Genomic DNA, 15717 nt, shown 5'->3' on the forward strand with positions numbered 1-15717 from the left:
GAATTATTTTGCAGTGCAGGCGGAAATTGGTGCTCCAAAAGCGGTAAGTCGGCGTTAGGCCCCTTTCCAGGCGCCGTGAAAACCCAGAGGTAAAGCGTAAGGCAGTTCAAACACGGCGGTCGGGCCGTCGGATATCCGATCGGCGCGGAGCACGTTCAGACGGGTCACTTTATCTTTATAATCCAGACAAGTCCCGATGAGATAGCCATCATCTTCCGAGCTAGGATTTGCGGCGGAAATAAAGACGTGCTCCTCGACCAGGCAGTCTGGGCCGTAATCATAGAAGTCTATCTCGCTGGTACTCAGATCGTGCCTCAATATAGCGGTCTCGCCCGGGCGTCCGGCCACTGAATTCCCAACTGTATAGAGATAGCGTGCAGCCTTCCCTCCAAAAGCTGGATTAAACTGCGGGAAGTCATGACTGGCGAGATTATCGGTAACGGCTGCGAGAGACGCTTTTCCGTCAGCCTTCAAGATGACTTCTGACAAAATAGTCGGGCCGTGCTCCGGCAGGTCACCGCGCATCAGAGCCTTGGCGCTATGAGAGACAAATTCGTCCGCCTCCGTTTTGCAAAGCGTAAATCGGATATCGCCAGAGGTTTCCTGATAGGCATTGCCAAAATGAAACTGAAAGCCGGGCGGCAATTCGTAATCGCGGCGGTTGTCCAGATTATCCATATCCAGAACCACAACGCGCTGCGGGGCGTCCTTCTGATAATCGAACCGGCCCAAATAGGTCAGATCCTTTCGAACGGCGCGGAACGAATTGGCCACAAAGATGAGGTGCCGATCCGTGATGCAGAAGTCATGTATCATTCCGGGCGGCACATCTTTAATCAGCTTCGCCTCAAGCAAGTCTCCTTTTGGGTTCAGCTTGTAGATAATCAGAGCTTTCATATCCACGCTCTGACCGAAATTCCAGATATGGCCTTTTTGATCCACTTTCGGATGCGCCGAAAAGGGCATGCCATGTAACTTATCTGTCCATATTTTTGGCCCATAGGTTTCCAGAGTCTCTGAATCCAGACGATAGGCAGACCCGCCTTCCCAGAGGGCCCAGACCTCGTCCCCAACAGGAAGCACGCTCGTATTGGCGGCGTTAGCACTGTCCGGCCCGTTCAATGGATAGGGATCTGCAACACGTGTCCCAAACCCGCCGACAGTGAAACGACCCGCTTTTTCGTTTCGTTTGTAAAGCGCGGTCTCAACCGGACGGCCGATATGAGAGACTTGTCCCCCGCCGATCCGAAACGCCTGAACCATTCCGTCGCCGTCAAACCAGTGCGTCATCCGGACGCCGCCGCGTTCATGAATGGCCGGGCCATTGCGGTAAAACGTACCTGACAGATCAGACGGCAATGTCCCGCTAACCAATTTCAGTGACTCTGTCTGCAATTGTCGGCGGGCAGGGTTCTGCCATCCGATATGCCAGTCCGGCATTTTGGGGGCTTGAGCAAAAGCAGATTTCGGCAAGGCGGCTGTCGCTGTCAACGCGCCAAAGGCCTGAAGTATATTGCGTCGATTCAACTGGGGCATAGCGTCCTCCGGGGTTTGGGTCGGTTGGATTAAAAGGTGATGTCTTGAACAGCGCCGTCTTCGGTGACATCGAACTTGGCTTTGGACCACGGGGCCGGACCCATCGTGCCTTTCGCGTTATTTGAAAAAGCATAAGGTTCTGTCGGAATGCCGAAAACATTCATGTTCATTTCGCCGTTGCCATCTATGTCGTGATACATCCGGATGGCATAGGTTCCGACGGGCAGATTTTCGAATGTCAAAGTGACAGTGTCGCCTTTTACGGGTTTCATCGCGCCGCGAACGGGCTTGCCGCCGCCATAGCTTGCCTCATCCGACAAGGCGGCCATCACCGCACCTTGCTGAACTTCAAAGCCGGATACATTCACTGTCAATAGACTGGAAGCCGCGCTCATATTAGAGGGCGCAGTCTCGGCGGAAGAGGCGGCGACGGGGTCGGCTTTTGCCTCCGTCGTCGAACACGCATTCAACGCCAAAGCGCCGACTGCCGCGCTGATGAGAAATGTGTTTTTGATGAGATATGTCATGTTTAATCCTTTGAAATTTTGCGTCACGACCCGTTTGGGTATGAGCGAATACTGCACGGTAAGAGGGGGCAGGAAAGCTGAAATTCGTGAAGCGGCAAGCCTGCGTCGTGAATAGACGCGGATTTCGTTCACGGTCCGTCAAATGCACGGTTTATGTCTTGAAAAGCCCCGATGAACCGTTCACGATACGTCAATGACCGCCGATGTTTAAGGGATAGTCCACGTGAAAGCCGTGCTGAAACACTTTATTCCAATGATCATAACCTCGGCAATTGCGGGTGTAATCCTGTCCATTCTCGGCCCTTTCGGCACTATCCACATGCCTTTTACCGGGCGCTTTCTTTACTGGGTCGGACTGTGTGTCGCCGGAGGATTTGGCGCAGGAGCCGTCGAATTGATATCTCACAAATTCGGCCGGAATATAAAAATATGGCAAGAGGCCATAGGTCAATCCATAGGCGCAACGCTTTGCGTCGCGGCTCTCATCTTTATTCTCTTCCCGCCCAATAATTGGCAGAACATTGTTCTTACCTTTTTCTATGTCTGGCTGATTTCCATCATTCTATGCTCGATCGGCCTTTTACTCGGGAAGCAACGGTCGGAAAGCCGCCTCGAGACGCAGGCAACCCGGCCCCCGCTTCTCGACCGCCTCCCGCCGAAACTCCGCCACGCCGAAATTTACGCCATCAGCGCCGAAGATCATTATGTCCGGGTGCACAGCTCCGCCGGTGACGAAATGATTTTAATGCGGCTCTCTGATGCGGTGCGCGAAGCGGCGGCGCTTTCGGGGGTTCAAACACACCGATCCTGGTGGGTGGCCGAAAAAGGCGTTGAAAGCATCAACAAAACGGGCGGTAAAATCGACCTTGTCCTGAAAAACGGGCTCAGCGCTCCTGTCAGCCGATCCGGTCAAAAGCAGGTTCGCGACGCCGGCTGGATTTAATCCTTTTTTCGCGCGCCCCAATCTGCGCGGTTTTGCGCGTAAACCCAGCACAATTCGTCAGTAATGGCGGGAATGCCTTGCAGGGAATAGTCGCGTTTAGAGCCCAACGCCTCGGCGGTTTTCATACTCGCAATATTACCGTCCTGAATCGTGTGAATGACGCGGTCCCAGCCCAAGGTTTCAAACGCGTAGTCAATACAGGCCGCCGCCGCCTCTTTAGCGAAGCCTTTGCGCCAGTGGTTTCGGTGGATGGTCCATCCGATTTCCGGCTCGGGCCATTCTTCGGGATACCACGGACCGACACGCCCGACCCATTCCTTCGACGATTTTTCAATAACCGAGAAAAAACTATATCCCCTTATCTGTTGGTGACCGATCGCCGTTGCCATACTGCGCCAGGCTTGCGCGCGGTTATATCCCGGCCCGCCGCCAATATAGGTCATGGTGGATTTGTCCGCGAAACAATCCGCCCACGCCTCAAAATCTTTCTCGGGGTCAATGAGTCGGAGAAGGAGACGGTTCGTTTCGAGGGTAGTTTGGGTCATGAATACCTCATGCAGGGAAATGTAAAATCTGGCAAGTTTAGGTTTTCGCACGCGCAAGCGCTCCGCCAAGACGCGCTCGGCGGAGAGCGGTTTTTGGTGAGCCTCGGATACGGGGCGGCGCACGTGAGGCGTAGGCTTTTCCAGTGTCAGCTGGAACATTGTCATTTTGTGCCGGCTGAATGGGGGCGGGCCTTCGGTGGTATTGTATCCGCAGCGTGGCGAGGGCTCTCGGATCGGTGTCCGGAGCGATATGTTTCGGAGTTTCCTCCTCTACATAAGGCCGCACCTCGGCGGCCGCTCTGAACTCTTCCGGCCAGACGGTGATGGGGGTTTTAATACCTCTGAAATCGGCCATGCGTCTGGGATCGAAATCATAGTCGTAATCCGGATCGGCGATGGGATTTACCAATCGGGCTTGCGGGGGCAGCCGGAACCATCCGTCAAAATCCATGCGGCACGGGTCGCGCAGGATGAGCGGGTGGGCATTGGCTTTCATGAGCTCGCGCATATGGGCGCGCCGCGCCGTTTCTTCTTCGTCCGCCGCGGGGTGGCGTATTGTTTGATAGGTTTTCTCCGGCGGAGCCGCGTCAATCACGGCCTGGCGCTTTGTCCAGCGCCTTATCCGCTTCCATCCGCCGAGATCGGCAATCACCCGCTCCCGCCACTCGGGACGCAGGAGCATGGCTATTTTCTGGCGCCGCCGGAAATGGGCCTGCGAAGCTAGCACCATGACGCGGACATGCCGGCAGAGCTGACGCGCCAGAGAAAGCGCCGCCTCAGGACGGACAATGGCGGCGAGCAGCTGCGCGCAGAGAAACACGTAGTGCGTCCGAAGGGGCGCGAGGTCGGGGAGTGGTTCCCGTTGCGATATGCGGTCTTCAAACGTCACCAAGCTGAGTATAGGCCCGGTTTGGAGAGCGGGGACGGGATTGTTGAAAGCGGCGTAAAGTCAGAAGGTTAGGCAAGTATGAGAGGCGATCATTATCCCCTTTCACATAGTGTCATTCCGAGAGTGATCACCCAGCAACAAAAATAGGAACCACACCACCCCGTCATCCCCCGGCTCGACCGGGGGATCCATTTGGTGTCCTTGCCGGGATGGGAATTTACTCGTTAGGTACAATCTTTCAGATCAGGGGCATTCGCGACCTGACCAAGGGTTGGAGAAGCGCCGCATGGATTACCCGGTCAAGCCGGGTAACGACGTTATTTAGAAAGGTAAAAACAAACCCGCATAAAAAAACGGGCCCGGAGGCCCGCTTTTCACATTGGTTTTATCCGTCACGGCGAGCCGCGACGACGCTTATGGAAGATTAATCCTTAAGCTCCGGTTCCATCTCTTTACAATCGGCGATGATTTTCTCGACCGCTTCGACGGAGTTCATGAACATTTCGCGCTCGTCCTGTTTGAGACGGATATTCATGACCTTTTCCACGCCGCGCGCGCCGATCATGGCCGGGGCGCCGACATAGAGGCCGCGAACGCCGGCAATCTGGCCGGAGAGACGCACCGCGCAAGGCAGGATGCGTTTCTTATCGCGCAGATAAGATTTCGCCATTTCAATGGCGGATTCTGCGGGCGCGTAAAAGGCCGAGCCATTTCCGAGAAGGCCGACGATTTCGCCGCCGCCCTTACGGGTGCGCTCGACGATGGCGTCAACGCGTTCCTGCGTTGTCCATTTCATTTTAATCAGATCCGGCAGAGGCACTCCGTTGACGGTGGAGTAGCGTACGAGCGGCACCATTGTGTCGCCGTGGCCGCCCAGAACAGAGGCGTGAACGTCTTCGACAGAGCAGCCGAATTCATCGGCGAGAAAATAACGGAAACGGGCGCTATCCAACACGCCGGCCATGCCGACGACTTTGCGCGGCTGAAGGCCGGAGAATTTCTGCAAGGCCCAGACCATTGCGTCGAGAGGGTTGGTAATGCAGATGACAAAGGCTTTCGGCGCGTGTTCCTTGATGCCTTCGGCGACCTGTTTGATGACGCCCAGATTTTTGCCGATCAGCTCTGACCGGTCCATGCCGGGTTTGCGCGGGAAACCGGCCGTGATGATGCAGACGTCTGCGCCCGCGATATCGGCATAGTCATTTGTGCCTTTGAGGTTGGAGTCCTTGCCGAAAACCGGCGCGGCCTCGGAGAGGTCAAGCGCCTTGCCTTTGGCGGTGCCTTCGAAAATATCAAAAAGAACAACGTCCCCCAGCTCTTCGCGGGCCGCGATGTGAGCCAAGGTTCCGCCGATCATACCGGCGCCGATAAGGGCGATTTTTGCGCGTGCCATAGGGATCTCCGTTCAGGCGAGTGAATTTGGGCGTGGTTTAGCGGGGCGCAGCGGGCGTTGCAATGGCAAGTAAGCTGCTGAAAGCTTACGAATTTGCATATTAACTGTACCAATAGAAATCACAGCATCGAGACATTATACGCCTCGTGTAGAAAAGAAGGATAATAAAAACTCCACGGGAAACGTGTGACTCGTTTGCGCATGGACTTAAAGTGAGGTTCAGCTCGCTCAAAATCGTCTCGGTCAGCGAAGAATGCAGCCATCGCATTATGAGCAAAGACGTTTTCAAGTGCAGCGGTCTGTTTCAAGGCTAAAAGCCGCTCACTCTGCACCAAAACTTCATTCAATACAGATTTGTCAGCTCTGTAGGCCTCCCCACCAATCTTATCTTCGTCAAAATTGTCAAAAAATAATTGTCGTTCAAAATGTGCCAAGGCAATGAGCCCGCCCATATGCGGGTGCTGGTCGTAGTGTTTAATAGTTGCTCTTGCGAACTCGAACATTTCCTGATGAGATCCAGACCATTTTTCGCACACAGCCACCATATAATTATGCTCGCCGAACATGTGTGGACGCTCAAATTCTCTCAAACGTTTCAGATAAATTTGAGTTTGTTCAATTGGCTCTTCCAAGCCCATTGATATACGGATCAATCTGGCAGCAGCATTTTGGCCATAATCTGGTAGCTCTAAAAGTGGCAATAAAGAGCTTTCTGCCGCTTTGAGAGTTTCGTGCATTTTCTCTCCGGCAGCCTGATCCACATCCTCACCCCTTCCCCAACCACGATAATGCCAAGCCCTAACCAACAATAAAGACCCCCTGAGAAGGCATATCTCTTCCGGGCCATTACTATTATCGAACCACTTGTCATAAAAGTCATCCTCCGTAACAAGATCGCTTAGAGCTTCAACTAGATATGGCCGGTCTTCAGGAGTCACTTGTTGGAAAAGGCTTAATGCCGATTTCAAATCACCCGCATTCAAATGCGCAAGAAATGGAAGCGCCTGTCGATGAAGGTTTTCTGGATAGTAACCATACCTTTTCGGCGTTAGGAGCTCTGTAATTTTAGTGAAAAAATTCATGCCGACACTTTTTTACTCGGCTTCCTCTTCCCCCAGGCCCAGCGCCGAGAGCTTTGCCTTGTCCCATCTTTGCGCGCTAGAGTCGTAGAACGGGAAGGTGGCCGTGAAATTCCAGACGCACCAGGCGATACCCGCCTCTTCAAAAGCCTGTCTGGTATGTTTGGTATAGTTCACAACGTCTTCATAAGGCGCTTTTTCATAGGCGCCGGTTTCGCCCAGAAACAGCGGAATACCGGTTTCGTCCTGAACCTGTCTGGCGTAGGCGGCCGCGTCTTTAAGCGCCTTTTTATCTTCCGCGCTGCCCCATTTGACCACGCCGCTATCTTTTAAATCTGTCCAGCCCGCTTTTTGATGGGTGAATTCGAACGGGTCATAATAATGGAAGGTGTATACCTGATTGGGGTCTTCAATAGCCGGGATGCTCGGCAGGCTATCAATGCCGGACCAATTCTCACCGCCCAAAATTAAGATGCGTGTCGGATTGGTTTTCCGGATTAGCTGAAACGCCTCTATCAGCATCGTCCGCATCAAATCACCGCCGAGGTTCTGGTTGGGCTCATTCAGAATTTCGAAATAAACGCTGTCGGGGAGCGAGGCATAGCGCGCCGCGATCTGCGACCAAAGCGACATAAACTTTTCAAAGTTACCTTTGGGGTTTTCATTAAGCTCTTCAAAATGGTGGATATTGAGAATGACCTGTAAGTCCTGCGCGAGGGCCTGATCCAGCACCTCTGTCACGCGGGCAAAAAATTCGGGATCAATGGTGTAGTCCGGCCCTTCGGCGGTGTGGGCGCTCCAGCGGACGGGGATCCGCACCGTATCGAACCCGGCCTCTTTGATTTTGCGGAAAGAGCTCTCTTCAATTGTGTGGCCCCATTCGCCTTCGTTCGGCGCGTCCAGAGCATTACCCATATTGATGCAGCGCTCTGTCTCGAACGTGTCGGCATGGCTGGCTTGAAAGCCTGCCACCAGAGCGAGCGTGAGGCAGGTGCTTAAAAGATAACGGGTCATGTGGCGTCCTTTATGTTCGGGCAAGAGTAAGAATACTGTGCCTCTATATCAACGGGATTGTTATGGCTCTGATTTATTATCATCAGGCTTACTCATATCTGACGGCGAGGTTTCCATCTGGCGCCGCTCAGCCAGATAGTCATGGCTTCGCATTTCCATCAGGCGGCTGACCGTCCGTTCGAATTCAAAAGCGCCGTCGCCGTCCTGATAGAGGTCTTTCGGCTCAACCTCGGCGCTCATAATTAATTTGGTGCGCGTTTCATACAGGGCATCGATGAGCGTGACGAAACGTTTGGCCTCATTCCGGCTGTCTGGGCCCATTTGCGGGACGTTTTCCAGAATGAGGGTCTGAAAGGCATGGGCGAGACGCAGGTAATCCGCCGCGCCGAGCGTGTTGTCGCAAAGCCGAGCAAAGCCCGCGCGCGCCGTCCCCGCCGCTGTTTGTTTCAAAACCAGATCCCGCCCCTGCACGGACAGAACCGTTTCGCGCGGGCTCGCCCCGCCGATCAAGCGCTGCCAGGCGGCTTCAATGCCCTTATCCGCCTCCTCGCCCAAAGGCGAATAATAGACCGGCGCGGCTTCGAGCTGGCGGAGGCGGTGATCCGTTTCTCCGGCAAATTCGTGAATGATGAGGTATTTCGGCATGCGCTCTATAAACGGTTCGAACAAAGCGCGGTTAAGGCCGTTCTCATAGAGGTCCCGAGGCGGCCGGTTGGACGTGGCCACGACAATGACGCCTTCGGCCCAAAGCGCGTCGAACAGGCGCGACAGGATCATGGCGTCGGTAATATCGGTAACGTGGAATTCGTCGAAACAGAGCAGCTCCGCCTCTTTTGCAATCTGTTTCGCCACAGGCGCAATCGGATCGCCGTCATTGTCTTCGGATTGGCGGCGCGCATTGATCCGCGCGTGGACATCGAGCATGAAAGCGTGGAAATGCACGCGCTGTTTCGCGGCGACAGGCGCCTCTTCGAAAAACCAGTCCATCAGCATGGATTTGCCGCGCCCGACCCCGCCCCATAGATAAAGCCCTGTTACCGGCTCCGGTTTTTTACCGAAAATCTTACCCAGAAAATTGGGCTCCGGGCGGGTGTTGAGCCGCCCCAAAAGGGCGTCCAGCTTTTTGGCCGCTTCGATTTGGGCTGGGTCCTCTTCCAGCTCGCCGGCCGAAATGCAGGCTTTTAGCTTTGCAAGGACGCTCATTTCATACTCAGCAAAACAATCGCCAATGCAAGCAGGCCAAAAGAAAACAGGCACAGCCCGTAAAAGAGCGCTTTATGTCGAATAGGAGCCATAAAGCTCTCCTTGCTCACCCCTTGGCGAAGGTCAAGATAGTCTGGGATCTGACCCCGCCCTAAATGACTATTTTCAAGAATTTGGAACTTCGCCCGTGCTTCGACGTTGAATTTTTGTTAATGTTGTCGACAGGAGCCGGTTGCCCCGTGTTCTGAAGGACGCATTTTTATTTTAAGGGCCACAAGGCCCGGCTCTTACACAGCTTCTTTTTACTTTGGAGGGAACACTATCATGGAACAATTTGACCGCCTATTTGACGGCATGCCCCCGATTGTGGGCAATTCGATTTCCGCGGCAATTATTCTGCTTCTCGGCTTTATCATTGCTTTCATTATTAAATCTGTCGTCGCCGGCGGCATTAACCGCACAGGCCTTGGCAAAAAAGCCCAGACCAGCGGCGGGAATATCGGCAACGCCATTGGCCGCGCGCTATTCTGGCTCGTTGTTTTATACGCCGCCTATCTCGCGCTTGGCCGCCTCGGACTTTCCGAAAATCTCGGCCCCGTAAACGGCTTCTTTGACAATATCGGCAGTTACGCCGCCAATATCCTCGGCGCAGGTCTGTTGTTCATCATCGGTTATTTTCTCGCCAAAGTGGCGCAGAATGCCGTCACCGCGACATTAGAGGCCGCCCAGCTCGACTCGCTGGCCAATAAGTCCGGCTTCACCTCGGCCACCGGCTCTCAGGGCTCTATCGCGCGGGCGCTCGGAACATTGGTGTTTGTCGTGATTATCGCGCTCTTCTCGATTGCCGCGCTTGACGCGCTGGATATTTCGGGCGTCTCTGATCCGCTCAGCAGCATGCTCAGTGGTTTCCTGAACTTTATCCCTGAACTTATCGGCGCGGCCGCTATCTTGGCTGTGACCATTTTCATCGGCCGGTTCGTGTCGGAATTTCTGCAGGACTTCCTGCCGAGCCTCGGCTTTGACCGTTCGGTAAATGAAATCATGATGCTCGACGATGGGGAAGGCCTGAAAACCTCTCCGTCCAAAGCGGCAGGCTATGTTGCCTTTCTAATCATTCTGGTCATTGGCGTCTCTGCCGCCGTGAATCTGCTAGGCAATGACAGCCTGTCCTACGCCTTTGGGTCGGTTCAGGAATTTGGCGGATCGCTGCTTGAAGCCGCCATTCTGATTATCATCGGCGTCTTCCTGGCGAGTATTCTCGGCCGGTTCATGTCTTCGGTCATCAGCCCGCGCATTGCGACCTTTGTCAAATATGCGGTGATGGTATTGTTTATCTTTATCGGCCTGTCTTCCCTGGATCCCGAAGGTCAGATCGTCCCGATCGCTTTCTCCTCCCTGGTTATCTCTGCTGCTGTGGCCGCCGCGATTGCCTTTGGCGTTGGCGGACGGGACTGGGCCGCAAAAGTGCTCAACAACGCGCTGCCGCCCAGCAATGTCAAACCTCTTGGAAAAGACCAGGCGGCTTCCAAAAAAGCACCTGCCAAACGCAGCACGCGCAAAACTACAAAATAGACTTTTGACAGTCTGATTAATTATGAAGCCGCCTTTCGAGGCGGCTTTTTATTTGCTGATTTATGGGGACTTTTTTGCTGATTTATAGAAGCTTAACGCCGCCGGTAATTAATAACCCATCGGTCGGCCCACGCGCTCTCGGCCTCACCTTTGCCTTGCCAGCGCCAGGTCAGGCTGTCGGCTTTGATATCTTCAAACACCATGCGCGAAAACGGACCTTTATCGTTCAGGCGGTCCATTTCCAGAATAAACGTTCCGTCGTCCTGCAATCCGCCGTGTAAAGAGAAATAGCCGCCTTGGTTATCGACCCAGGTTTGACGCCATTTCCCGTGCGGTTTGGAGTAGGTTGAGACGCTCATCCCTTTGAGCGTATTGCCGGGGGCGCCGTCAAAGTTTTCGGTGATGACGCAATCGCCAAAGGGCGATCGCGTAATGACGTTCTGGCCGGACCGGGTCGTGCCGTCCGCCGCCTGCCACGTCAAGTCCCACTGGCCGATCCAAAAATCCATTTGCCTGTATTCGGCGGACTGACAGGGAGCCGGAGACTGAGTAGACGGATTTATCTGCGTTTGCGCCGTGGCGTTCGCCTCATTTGCAGTCTGCGCCAGAGCTGCGCCGCTCAGACAGATCAGCCCTATCAGGCTTGCGCTTAATTTCAGACGTTTCATGTTTAGTCCCCTTTTCTGATATTTATTCCTCATTTCCCTGCGGATTAAGACTTTTTATTTTGCCTTATATCGTCTTTATAGGCCCTCATGCATATTGTGGAACAATTAATTGCCGAACGGGCGCCGCATCTTATGGCCCGTCCCCGTCTGTTTCGGGCGGTACGCCCGGCGCTTTACCGCATGCTGGCCTATGACGCCGCCGTGTTTCTGGCCGATACCGTCCGCCATTTGACGGGGCGGGAGGCCTTTAAACGCGTGGCCAATCACATTAGTCCGCGGACCGCTGTCAGAGGGTTAAGCCGCGTTCCGAAAGAAGGGCGCTGCGTGATTATTTCCAACCATCCGACAGGGTTGGCGGACGGACTGGCCGTGTTTCAGGCCATTCGGGACCGCCGGCCCGATCACTGCTTTCTGGCCAATGCGGACGCTCTGCGTGTCATTCCCAAAGGCGAGGATATTATTATTCCTGTTGAATGGGTCAAAGATAAACGCAGCCATGCCAAGACCCGTGAAACTTTATTGTTGATGAAAAAGGCTCTCGAAGCCGGGCGCTGTATTGTGATTTTCCCCAGCGGGCGTTTGGCGAAAATGTCCTGGACGGGACTGAAAGAGCAGGAGTGGGAAAGTTCTGCCGCTATGGTCGCGCGGAAATATGACGCCCCGATCATTCCCCTGAACATCAAAGCCAGAAACTCTTCCCTTTATTATCTCTTCTCGAAACTCAACGCGGAGTTGCGGGACATTACTCTATTTCACGAATTGTTGAACAAGAAGGGTAAAACCTTCCGGCTGACATTTGGAGAGCCACTGGATCCGAGAGCCCTCTCCAAAAACGCTGAAAAAGCCACTGAACAGGTTAGATCCGTTGTCTCCAGGCTAAGAGGCTGAGCCAAAACAGCCCCTCTTCACGGCCCCGTTTCATTTACGGCGACCGTGGTTTCTGCATATCTATTCAATGAAATATTAAGGTCTATTGGTGATTTTACACGCGAGAATGGATTGGTCGGAACATGGCTGATCGCCGGCTGACGAGTGGAGCATGCTTCAAAAGACGATTATTTTAGGACTGGTGACGCTCGCTTTGGGCGCGTGTTCGGCTGCGCCCTCCTTTAAACCGGATCAAGGCCGCCTTCTGGCCACAGGCGCCGTCAGTCAAGTTGAAGGCTCTGCGGGCTCTGGGCTAACAAACTGGGCCGTTATCTCGGGCTATGGCAGCAATACCTCCTGGGGCGGAAACACGCATTACACACAGGTCGAGCTTCCGGACTTTCAACTCAGAAGCTATGGCGCGTCTGTCGGGATAAAGAACCGGGTTGAGCTGTCTTATGCCCGTCAGGATTTCGATCTCGGCGATACAGGTCCGAAACTGGGGCTGCGCGATGGATATACATTTTCGCAGGATATTGTTGGCGCGAAAGTGCGGCTGATCGGGGACGCCGTTTACGATCAGGACACGGCCTTGCCGCAAATCTCTATCGGCGCGCAATATAAAAAGAACCAGAATTCGGATTTGGTACAGGCCCTTGGAGCTGAAAGTGATGAGGGTGTCGATCTCTATGTCTCCGGCACGAAGCTATTACTCGATAAGAATCTTATTCTGACCGGAACGGCGCGGGCGACCAAAGCCAACCAGCTCGGCCTACTCGGCTTTGGCGGAGATCAGTCAGACAATTACCAAATCGAATTTGAAGGCTCCGCCGCCTATATGTTCAACAAACATCTGGCCGTGGGGGTCGATTACCGTACCAAACCCGACAATTTGGGGTTTGCCGAAGAAAATGACGGGGCCGCCGCTTATGTGGCCTGGTTCCCGACCAAGAATATTTCCCTTACGGCCGCCTATGTCGATCTCGGCGATATTGCGCTTCAGGAAAACCAGCGCGGGGCCTATGGCTCCATTCAGATAGGATTTTAATATGTTAAAACTCCGATACACACTTTCCGCTTTCTGCGTCATGTCTTTTGCCGCATTTGCGCCCCTTTCCGCTTCCGCCGATGAGGTGACCCTTTATGACAAGCTGGGCGGCCATGACGGCGTGACGGAAATCATCTCTGACATGCTGGATTACTCCTTGGCGAATCCACGCATTTCTCACATTTTTGATAATTCCAATATTCCCCGGCTTCAAAACCTGCTCGTCGAACACATTTGCAGCCTGACAGATGGCGGCTGCGTCTATACCGGGCAGGATATGGATAAATCCCATGCCGGGCTCGGCATTGAAAACAAGCATTTCAACGCCTTGGTGGAAGATTTGCAAAAGGCGATGGATGATAACGATATTCCATTCCGCACACAAAACAAACTCTTGGCCATTTTGGCCCCGATGCATGGCGATATCACCAAATATTCTGATTACTGAGCGCAGGACACAATGATGTGCTAAATAACGCTTTCAGAGTTTTAATATCCGTCCGGTCCAAGCTGTTTTTCAGCTTTCTGGCGATGAGTGCCTTATTGGCGCTGCTCGGAGGCTATGCCTTTCACGCTATTTCCACGACCGGAGCGGTGGTTGAAAATACCTTTGATCGACCGCTTATGGCGATTAATTATGCGCGCTCTGCCGGTCAGACCTTCACCCAGATGGAACTGGATCTGGTCAATGGCGCAGACCGGGAAAGCCTGTCGGAAACGTTTGAAACCTTTCAGAGCGATCTTACTGTTGCCAAAAACAGATCCATCTCTGACCGTTCCGTCCCTTTTTTCGAGGATGTAGAAAAACTGACGGCGCGCTGGGCCAGAATGGCAATGGCCGACCAAAGCGCGCTGACTGAGGCCGAGAGCCAGCAGCAAGCCGCGCTTGCCTCTGAAATCGAAGATAATCTCGATATTATCGTGGAGCTGCAAACCAATGAGAGTTTCCGAAACCGCGAAACGGCCCTTGAAGGAGTTGGCAAAGTTGAGAGCTACGCCCTCTGGGCGACAGGATTGGCCCTTGCGCTATCGGTCCTGCTGTCCGGCTGGCTGGGCCTGACGATCATCAAACCGCTTAAAGCCGCCGCTCTGGCGGCGCGAAAAATTTCCGCCGGAGACCTGAACACGAAAATTCCCGAAGGCGGCGATGACGAGACCGGAGCTTTGCTGAAAACGCTTGGCTCCATGCAGGAAAATATCAGGGGCCGTATGGCGCGCGAGCAATCAGCACGGGCGCTGGCACAAACCCGCTTGGCGGAATCTCTGGAAAACTCCAAGGACGCTATAATTTTGACGGATTCAAAGGGTCAAATTATCGTGGCCAATAATCAGGTTCAGACGATGTTCCCGGATTTGGAAAACACCCAGGTTTTGGCCTCCAATCTGGACGCCCTCTTTACCCGTCGCGGCGTTCCCAAAAATATTCCGCATATACATGACGAAGCGCAAAACGAAATCCGTTTCGAGGACGGGCGCTGGGCCCGAGTTAACGCCTCGGATACAGAGGAAGGCGGACGCCTGATTATCTGGACGGATATCAGTCAGGCGAAAGCCGCGCATCGAAACCTGATGATCGCCAAGGAACAGGCCGAAGCCGCCAACCGCGCCAAGACTCTTTTCCTCGCCGCGATGAGCCATGAACTGCGCACCCCACTCAATGCCGTTATCGGGTTTGCGGACGTTATGTCCATGCAACACCAACAAGGCGGCGATCCAAAGCAGCTGGAAATGTGCCAGCTCATCTCCAGAAATGGCGCCCAGCTTCTGAAAATTGTTCAGGACGTCCTGAATATTGCCGATACGGAAGACACCGAAATTTTGTCGACGAGCGAAGAGATTGTGGACCTTAAGGAGGTCGTGACCTTCTGCCTGAAAACAATCGCCGGAGAAATGCAGCCCAAACGCTTGCGGCTTATCTGGGATAGCCAGATGAGTCCGGTCCGTGTGCGCGGAGACCGCGTGCGCCTGCAACAGGCGGTTTTGAACCTTCTCTCCAACGCCATCAAATTCAACCAGGAAGACGGACGCATCAAGGTTGATATCCGCCTACAATCGGATGGCTCTGCCGCGATAGATGTGATTGATGACGGTATCGGGATTAAGTCCGAAAACCTTGCGCGCATGGTCGAGCCGTTCGAGCAAGCCGATAATAGCTATTCCAGACGGTATGAAGGCGCGGGGCTCGGCCTCTCCGTCGTGCAAAAGATCATGAAGCTTCATAAGGGCGAATTGCGTCTGAGGTCTGCTTACGGAAAAGGCACGTGCGCCACGCTCATACTGCCGGAAGCTCTGGTGAATCCGGCCGATAACCCGCAAGTTCAGCTGCAGGCCGAAGATTCCGAAAGTGTTAACATCTCTCAGCTAGGGTCCGCCGCATAACCTAAGATTGTTTTTAGAGTTCGGGCTTTAATCCAATCTTGCGACGGCGCCGTG

Annotated in this window: 15 protein-coding genes; 6 read left to right on the forward strand and 9 right to left on the reverse strand. The window is 53.9% G+C overall.

The features are described 5' to 3' along the window. Positions 1-54: 54 nt before the first annotated feature. Entirely contained in the window at positions 55-1536 is a 1482-nt protein-coding gene (locus ACN0IC_RS09420; RefSeq protein ID WP_416878527.1) for a carotenoid oxygenase family protein, read from the reverse strand. A gap of 29 nt (positions 1537-1565) precedes the next feature. Further along, positions 1566-2063 (reverse strand): DUF2141 domain-containing protein, encoded by a 498-nt coding sequence (locus ACN0IC_RS09425; protein ID WP_416878528.1) that lies wholly within the window; start codon positions 2061-2063, stop codon positions 1566-1568. A 223-nt stretch (positions 2064-2286) separates the two neighbouring features. Between ACN0IC_RS09425 and ACN0IC_RS09430 the strand changes: the two genes are divergently transcribed. Next, a complete protein-coding gene (locus tag ACN0IC_RS09430) occupies positions 2287-3006 on the forward strand; it encodes a LytTR family DNA-binding domain-containing protein (protein WP_416878529.1) in 720 nt (239 codons plus the stop codon). Here the strand turns inward: ACN0IC_RS09430 and ACN0IC_RS09435 are convergent. The 6 genes from ACN0IC_RS09435 to zapE all read right to left on the reverse strand — a co-directional run bounded on the left by ACN0IC_RS09435 (position 3003) and on the right by zapE (position 9129). Beyond that, complete coding sequence (locus ACN0IC_RS09435; protein WP_416878530.1) at positions 3003-3551, reverse strand: GNAT family N-acetyltransferase; 549 nt, start codon at positions 3549-3551, stop codon at positions 3003-3005. The genes ACN0IC_RS09430 and ACN0IC_RS09435 overlap by 4 nt on opposite strands. Before the next feature lie 37 nt (positions 3552-3588). After that, positions 3589-4440, reverse strand: a complete 852-nt coding sequence (locus ACN0IC_RS09440) for a hypothetical protein (protein WP_416878531.1) — start codon at positions 4438-4440, stop codon at positions 3589-3591. Between the two features lie 424 nt (positions 4441-4864). Then, a complete protein-coding gene (gene mdh / locus ACN0IC_RS09445) occupies positions 4865-5833 on the reverse strand; it encodes a malate dehydrogenase (RefSeq protein WP_415811745.1) in 969 nt (322 codons plus the stop codon). A 119-nt stretch (positions 5834-5952) separates the two neighbouring features. Further along, on the reverse strand, positions 5953-6915 hold the full coding sequence (locus ACN0IC_RS09450) for a hypothetical protein (protein WP_416878532.1): 963 nt from the start codon (positions 6913-6915) through the stop codon (positions 5953-5955). 12 nt (positions 6916-6927) lie between these two features. Then, entirely contained in the window at positions 6928-7926 is a 999-nt protein-coding gene (locus ACN0IC_RS09455) for a glycoside hydrolase family 5 protein (RefSeq protein WP_416878533.1), read from the reverse strand. 60 nt (positions 7927-7986) lie between these two features. Further along, entirely contained in the window at positions 7987-9129 is a 1143-nt protein-coding gene (gene zapE / locus ACN0IC_RS09460; protein ID WP_416878534.1) for a cell division protein ZapE, read from the reverse strand. 324 nt (positions 9130-9453) lie between these two features. Between zapE and ACN0IC_RS09465 the strand changes: the two genes are divergently transcribed. Beyond that, positions 9454-10701, forward strand: a complete 1248-nt coding sequence (locus tag ACN0IC_RS09465; protein ID WP_416878535.1) for a mechanosensitive ion channel — start codon at positions 9454-9456, stop codon at positions 10699-10701. A gap of 92 nt (positions 10702-10793) precedes the next feature. Here ACN0IC_RS09465 and ACN0IC_RS09470 read toward each other — a convergent pair whose 3' ends face one another. Next, entirely contained in the window at positions 10794-11369 is a 576-nt protein-coding gene (locus ACN0IC_RS09470; protein ID WP_416878536.1) for a hypothetical protein, read from the reverse strand. Between the two features lie 87 nt (positions 11370-11456). Here ACN0IC_RS09470 and ACN0IC_RS09475 point away from each other — a divergent pair, with 87 nt between their 5' ends. From ACN0IC_RS09475 to ACN0IC_RS09490, 4 genes are all read left to right on the forward strand, one after another. Next, positions 11457-12257, forward strand: coding sequence for a 1-acyl-sn-glycerol-3-phosphate acyltransferase (locus ACN0IC_RS09475; protein WP_416878537.1), 801 nt, complete (start codon positions 11457-11459; stop codon positions 12255-12257). Between the two features lie 151 nt (positions 12258-12408). After that, entirely contained in the window at positions 12409-13284 is an 876-nt protein-coding gene (locus ACN0IC_RS09480; RefSeq protein WP_416878538.1) for a DUF3034 family protein, read from the forward strand. A 1-nt stretch (position 13285) separates the two neighbouring features. Continuing rightward, positions 13286-13732 carry a group I truncated hemoglobin gene (locus ACN0IC_RS09485; RefSeq protein WP_416878539.1) on the forward strand — a complete coding sequence of 149 codons (447 nt, stop codon included), beginning with the start codon at positions 13286-13288 and terminating at the stop codon, positions 13730-13732. 17 nt (positions 13733-13749) lie between these two features. Then, complete coding sequence (locus ACN0IC_RS09490; protein WP_416878540.1) at positions 13750-15663, forward strand: ATP-binding protein; 1914 nt, start codon at positions 13750-13752, stop codon at positions 15661-15663. Positions 15664-15717 lie beyond the last annotated feature (54 nt).

Origin of the sequence: Litorimonas sp. (assembly GCA_029936425.1) — a bacterium.
In the GTDB taxonomy this organism is placed as follows: domain Bacteria; phylum Pseudomonadota; class Alphaproteobacteria; order Caulobacterales; family Maricaulaceae; genus Litorimonas.

Excerpts from the sequence above, each read along its gene's own strand:
- ACN0IC_RS09435 (WP_416878530.1), bottom strand. The coding sequence starts at position 3,551 with ATGACCCAAACTACCCTCGAAACGAACCGTCTCCTTCTCCGACTCATT.
- ACN0IC_RS09470 (WP_416878536.1), bottom strand. The coding sequence starts at position 11,369 with ATGAAACGTCTGAAATTAAGCGCAAGCCTGATAGGGCTGATCTGTCTG.
- ACN0IC_RS09450 (WP_416878532.1), bottom strand. The coding sequence starts at position 6,915 with ATGAATTTTTTCACTAAAATTACAGAGCTCCTAACGCCGAAAAGGTAT.
- ACN0IC_RS09465 (WP_416878535.1), top strand. The coding sequence starts at position 9,454 with ATGGAACAATTTGACCGCCTATTTGACGGCATGCCCCCGATTGTGGGC.
- ACN0IC_RS09455 (WP_416878533.1), bottom strand. The coding sequence starts at position 7,926 with ATGACCCGTTATCTTTTAAGCACCTGCCTCACGCTCGCTCTGGTGGCA.
- ACN0IC_RS09475 (WP_416878537.1), top strand. The coding sequence starts at position 11,457 with ATGCATATTGTGGAACAATTAATTGCCGAACGGGCGCCGCATCTTATG.
- ACN0IC_RS09425 (WP_416878528.1), bottom strand. The coding sequence starts at position 2,063 with ATGACATATCTCATCAAAAACACATTTCTCATCAGCGCGGCAGTCGGC.
- ACN0IC_RS09485 (WP_416878539.1), top strand. The coding sequence starts at position 13,286 with ATGTTAAAACTCCGATACACACTTTCCGCTTTCTGCGTCATGTCTTTT.
- zapE (WP_416878534.1), bottom strand. The coding sequence starts at position 9,129 with ATGAGCGTCCTTGCAAAGCTAAAAGCCTGCATTTCGGCCGGCGAGCTG.
- mdh (WP_415811745.1), bottom strand. The coding sequence starts at position 5,833 with ATGGCACGCGCAAAAATCGCCCTTATCGGCGCCGGTATGATCGGCGGA.
- ACN0IC_RS09480 (WP_416878538.1), top strand. The coding sequence starts at position 12,409 with ATGCTTCAAAAGACGATTATTTTAGGACTGGTGACGCTCGCTTTGGGC.
- ACN0IC_RS09420 (WP_416878527.1), bottom strand. The coding sequence starts at position 1,536 with ATGCCCCAGTTGAATCGACGCAATATACTTCAGGCCTTTGGCGCGTTG.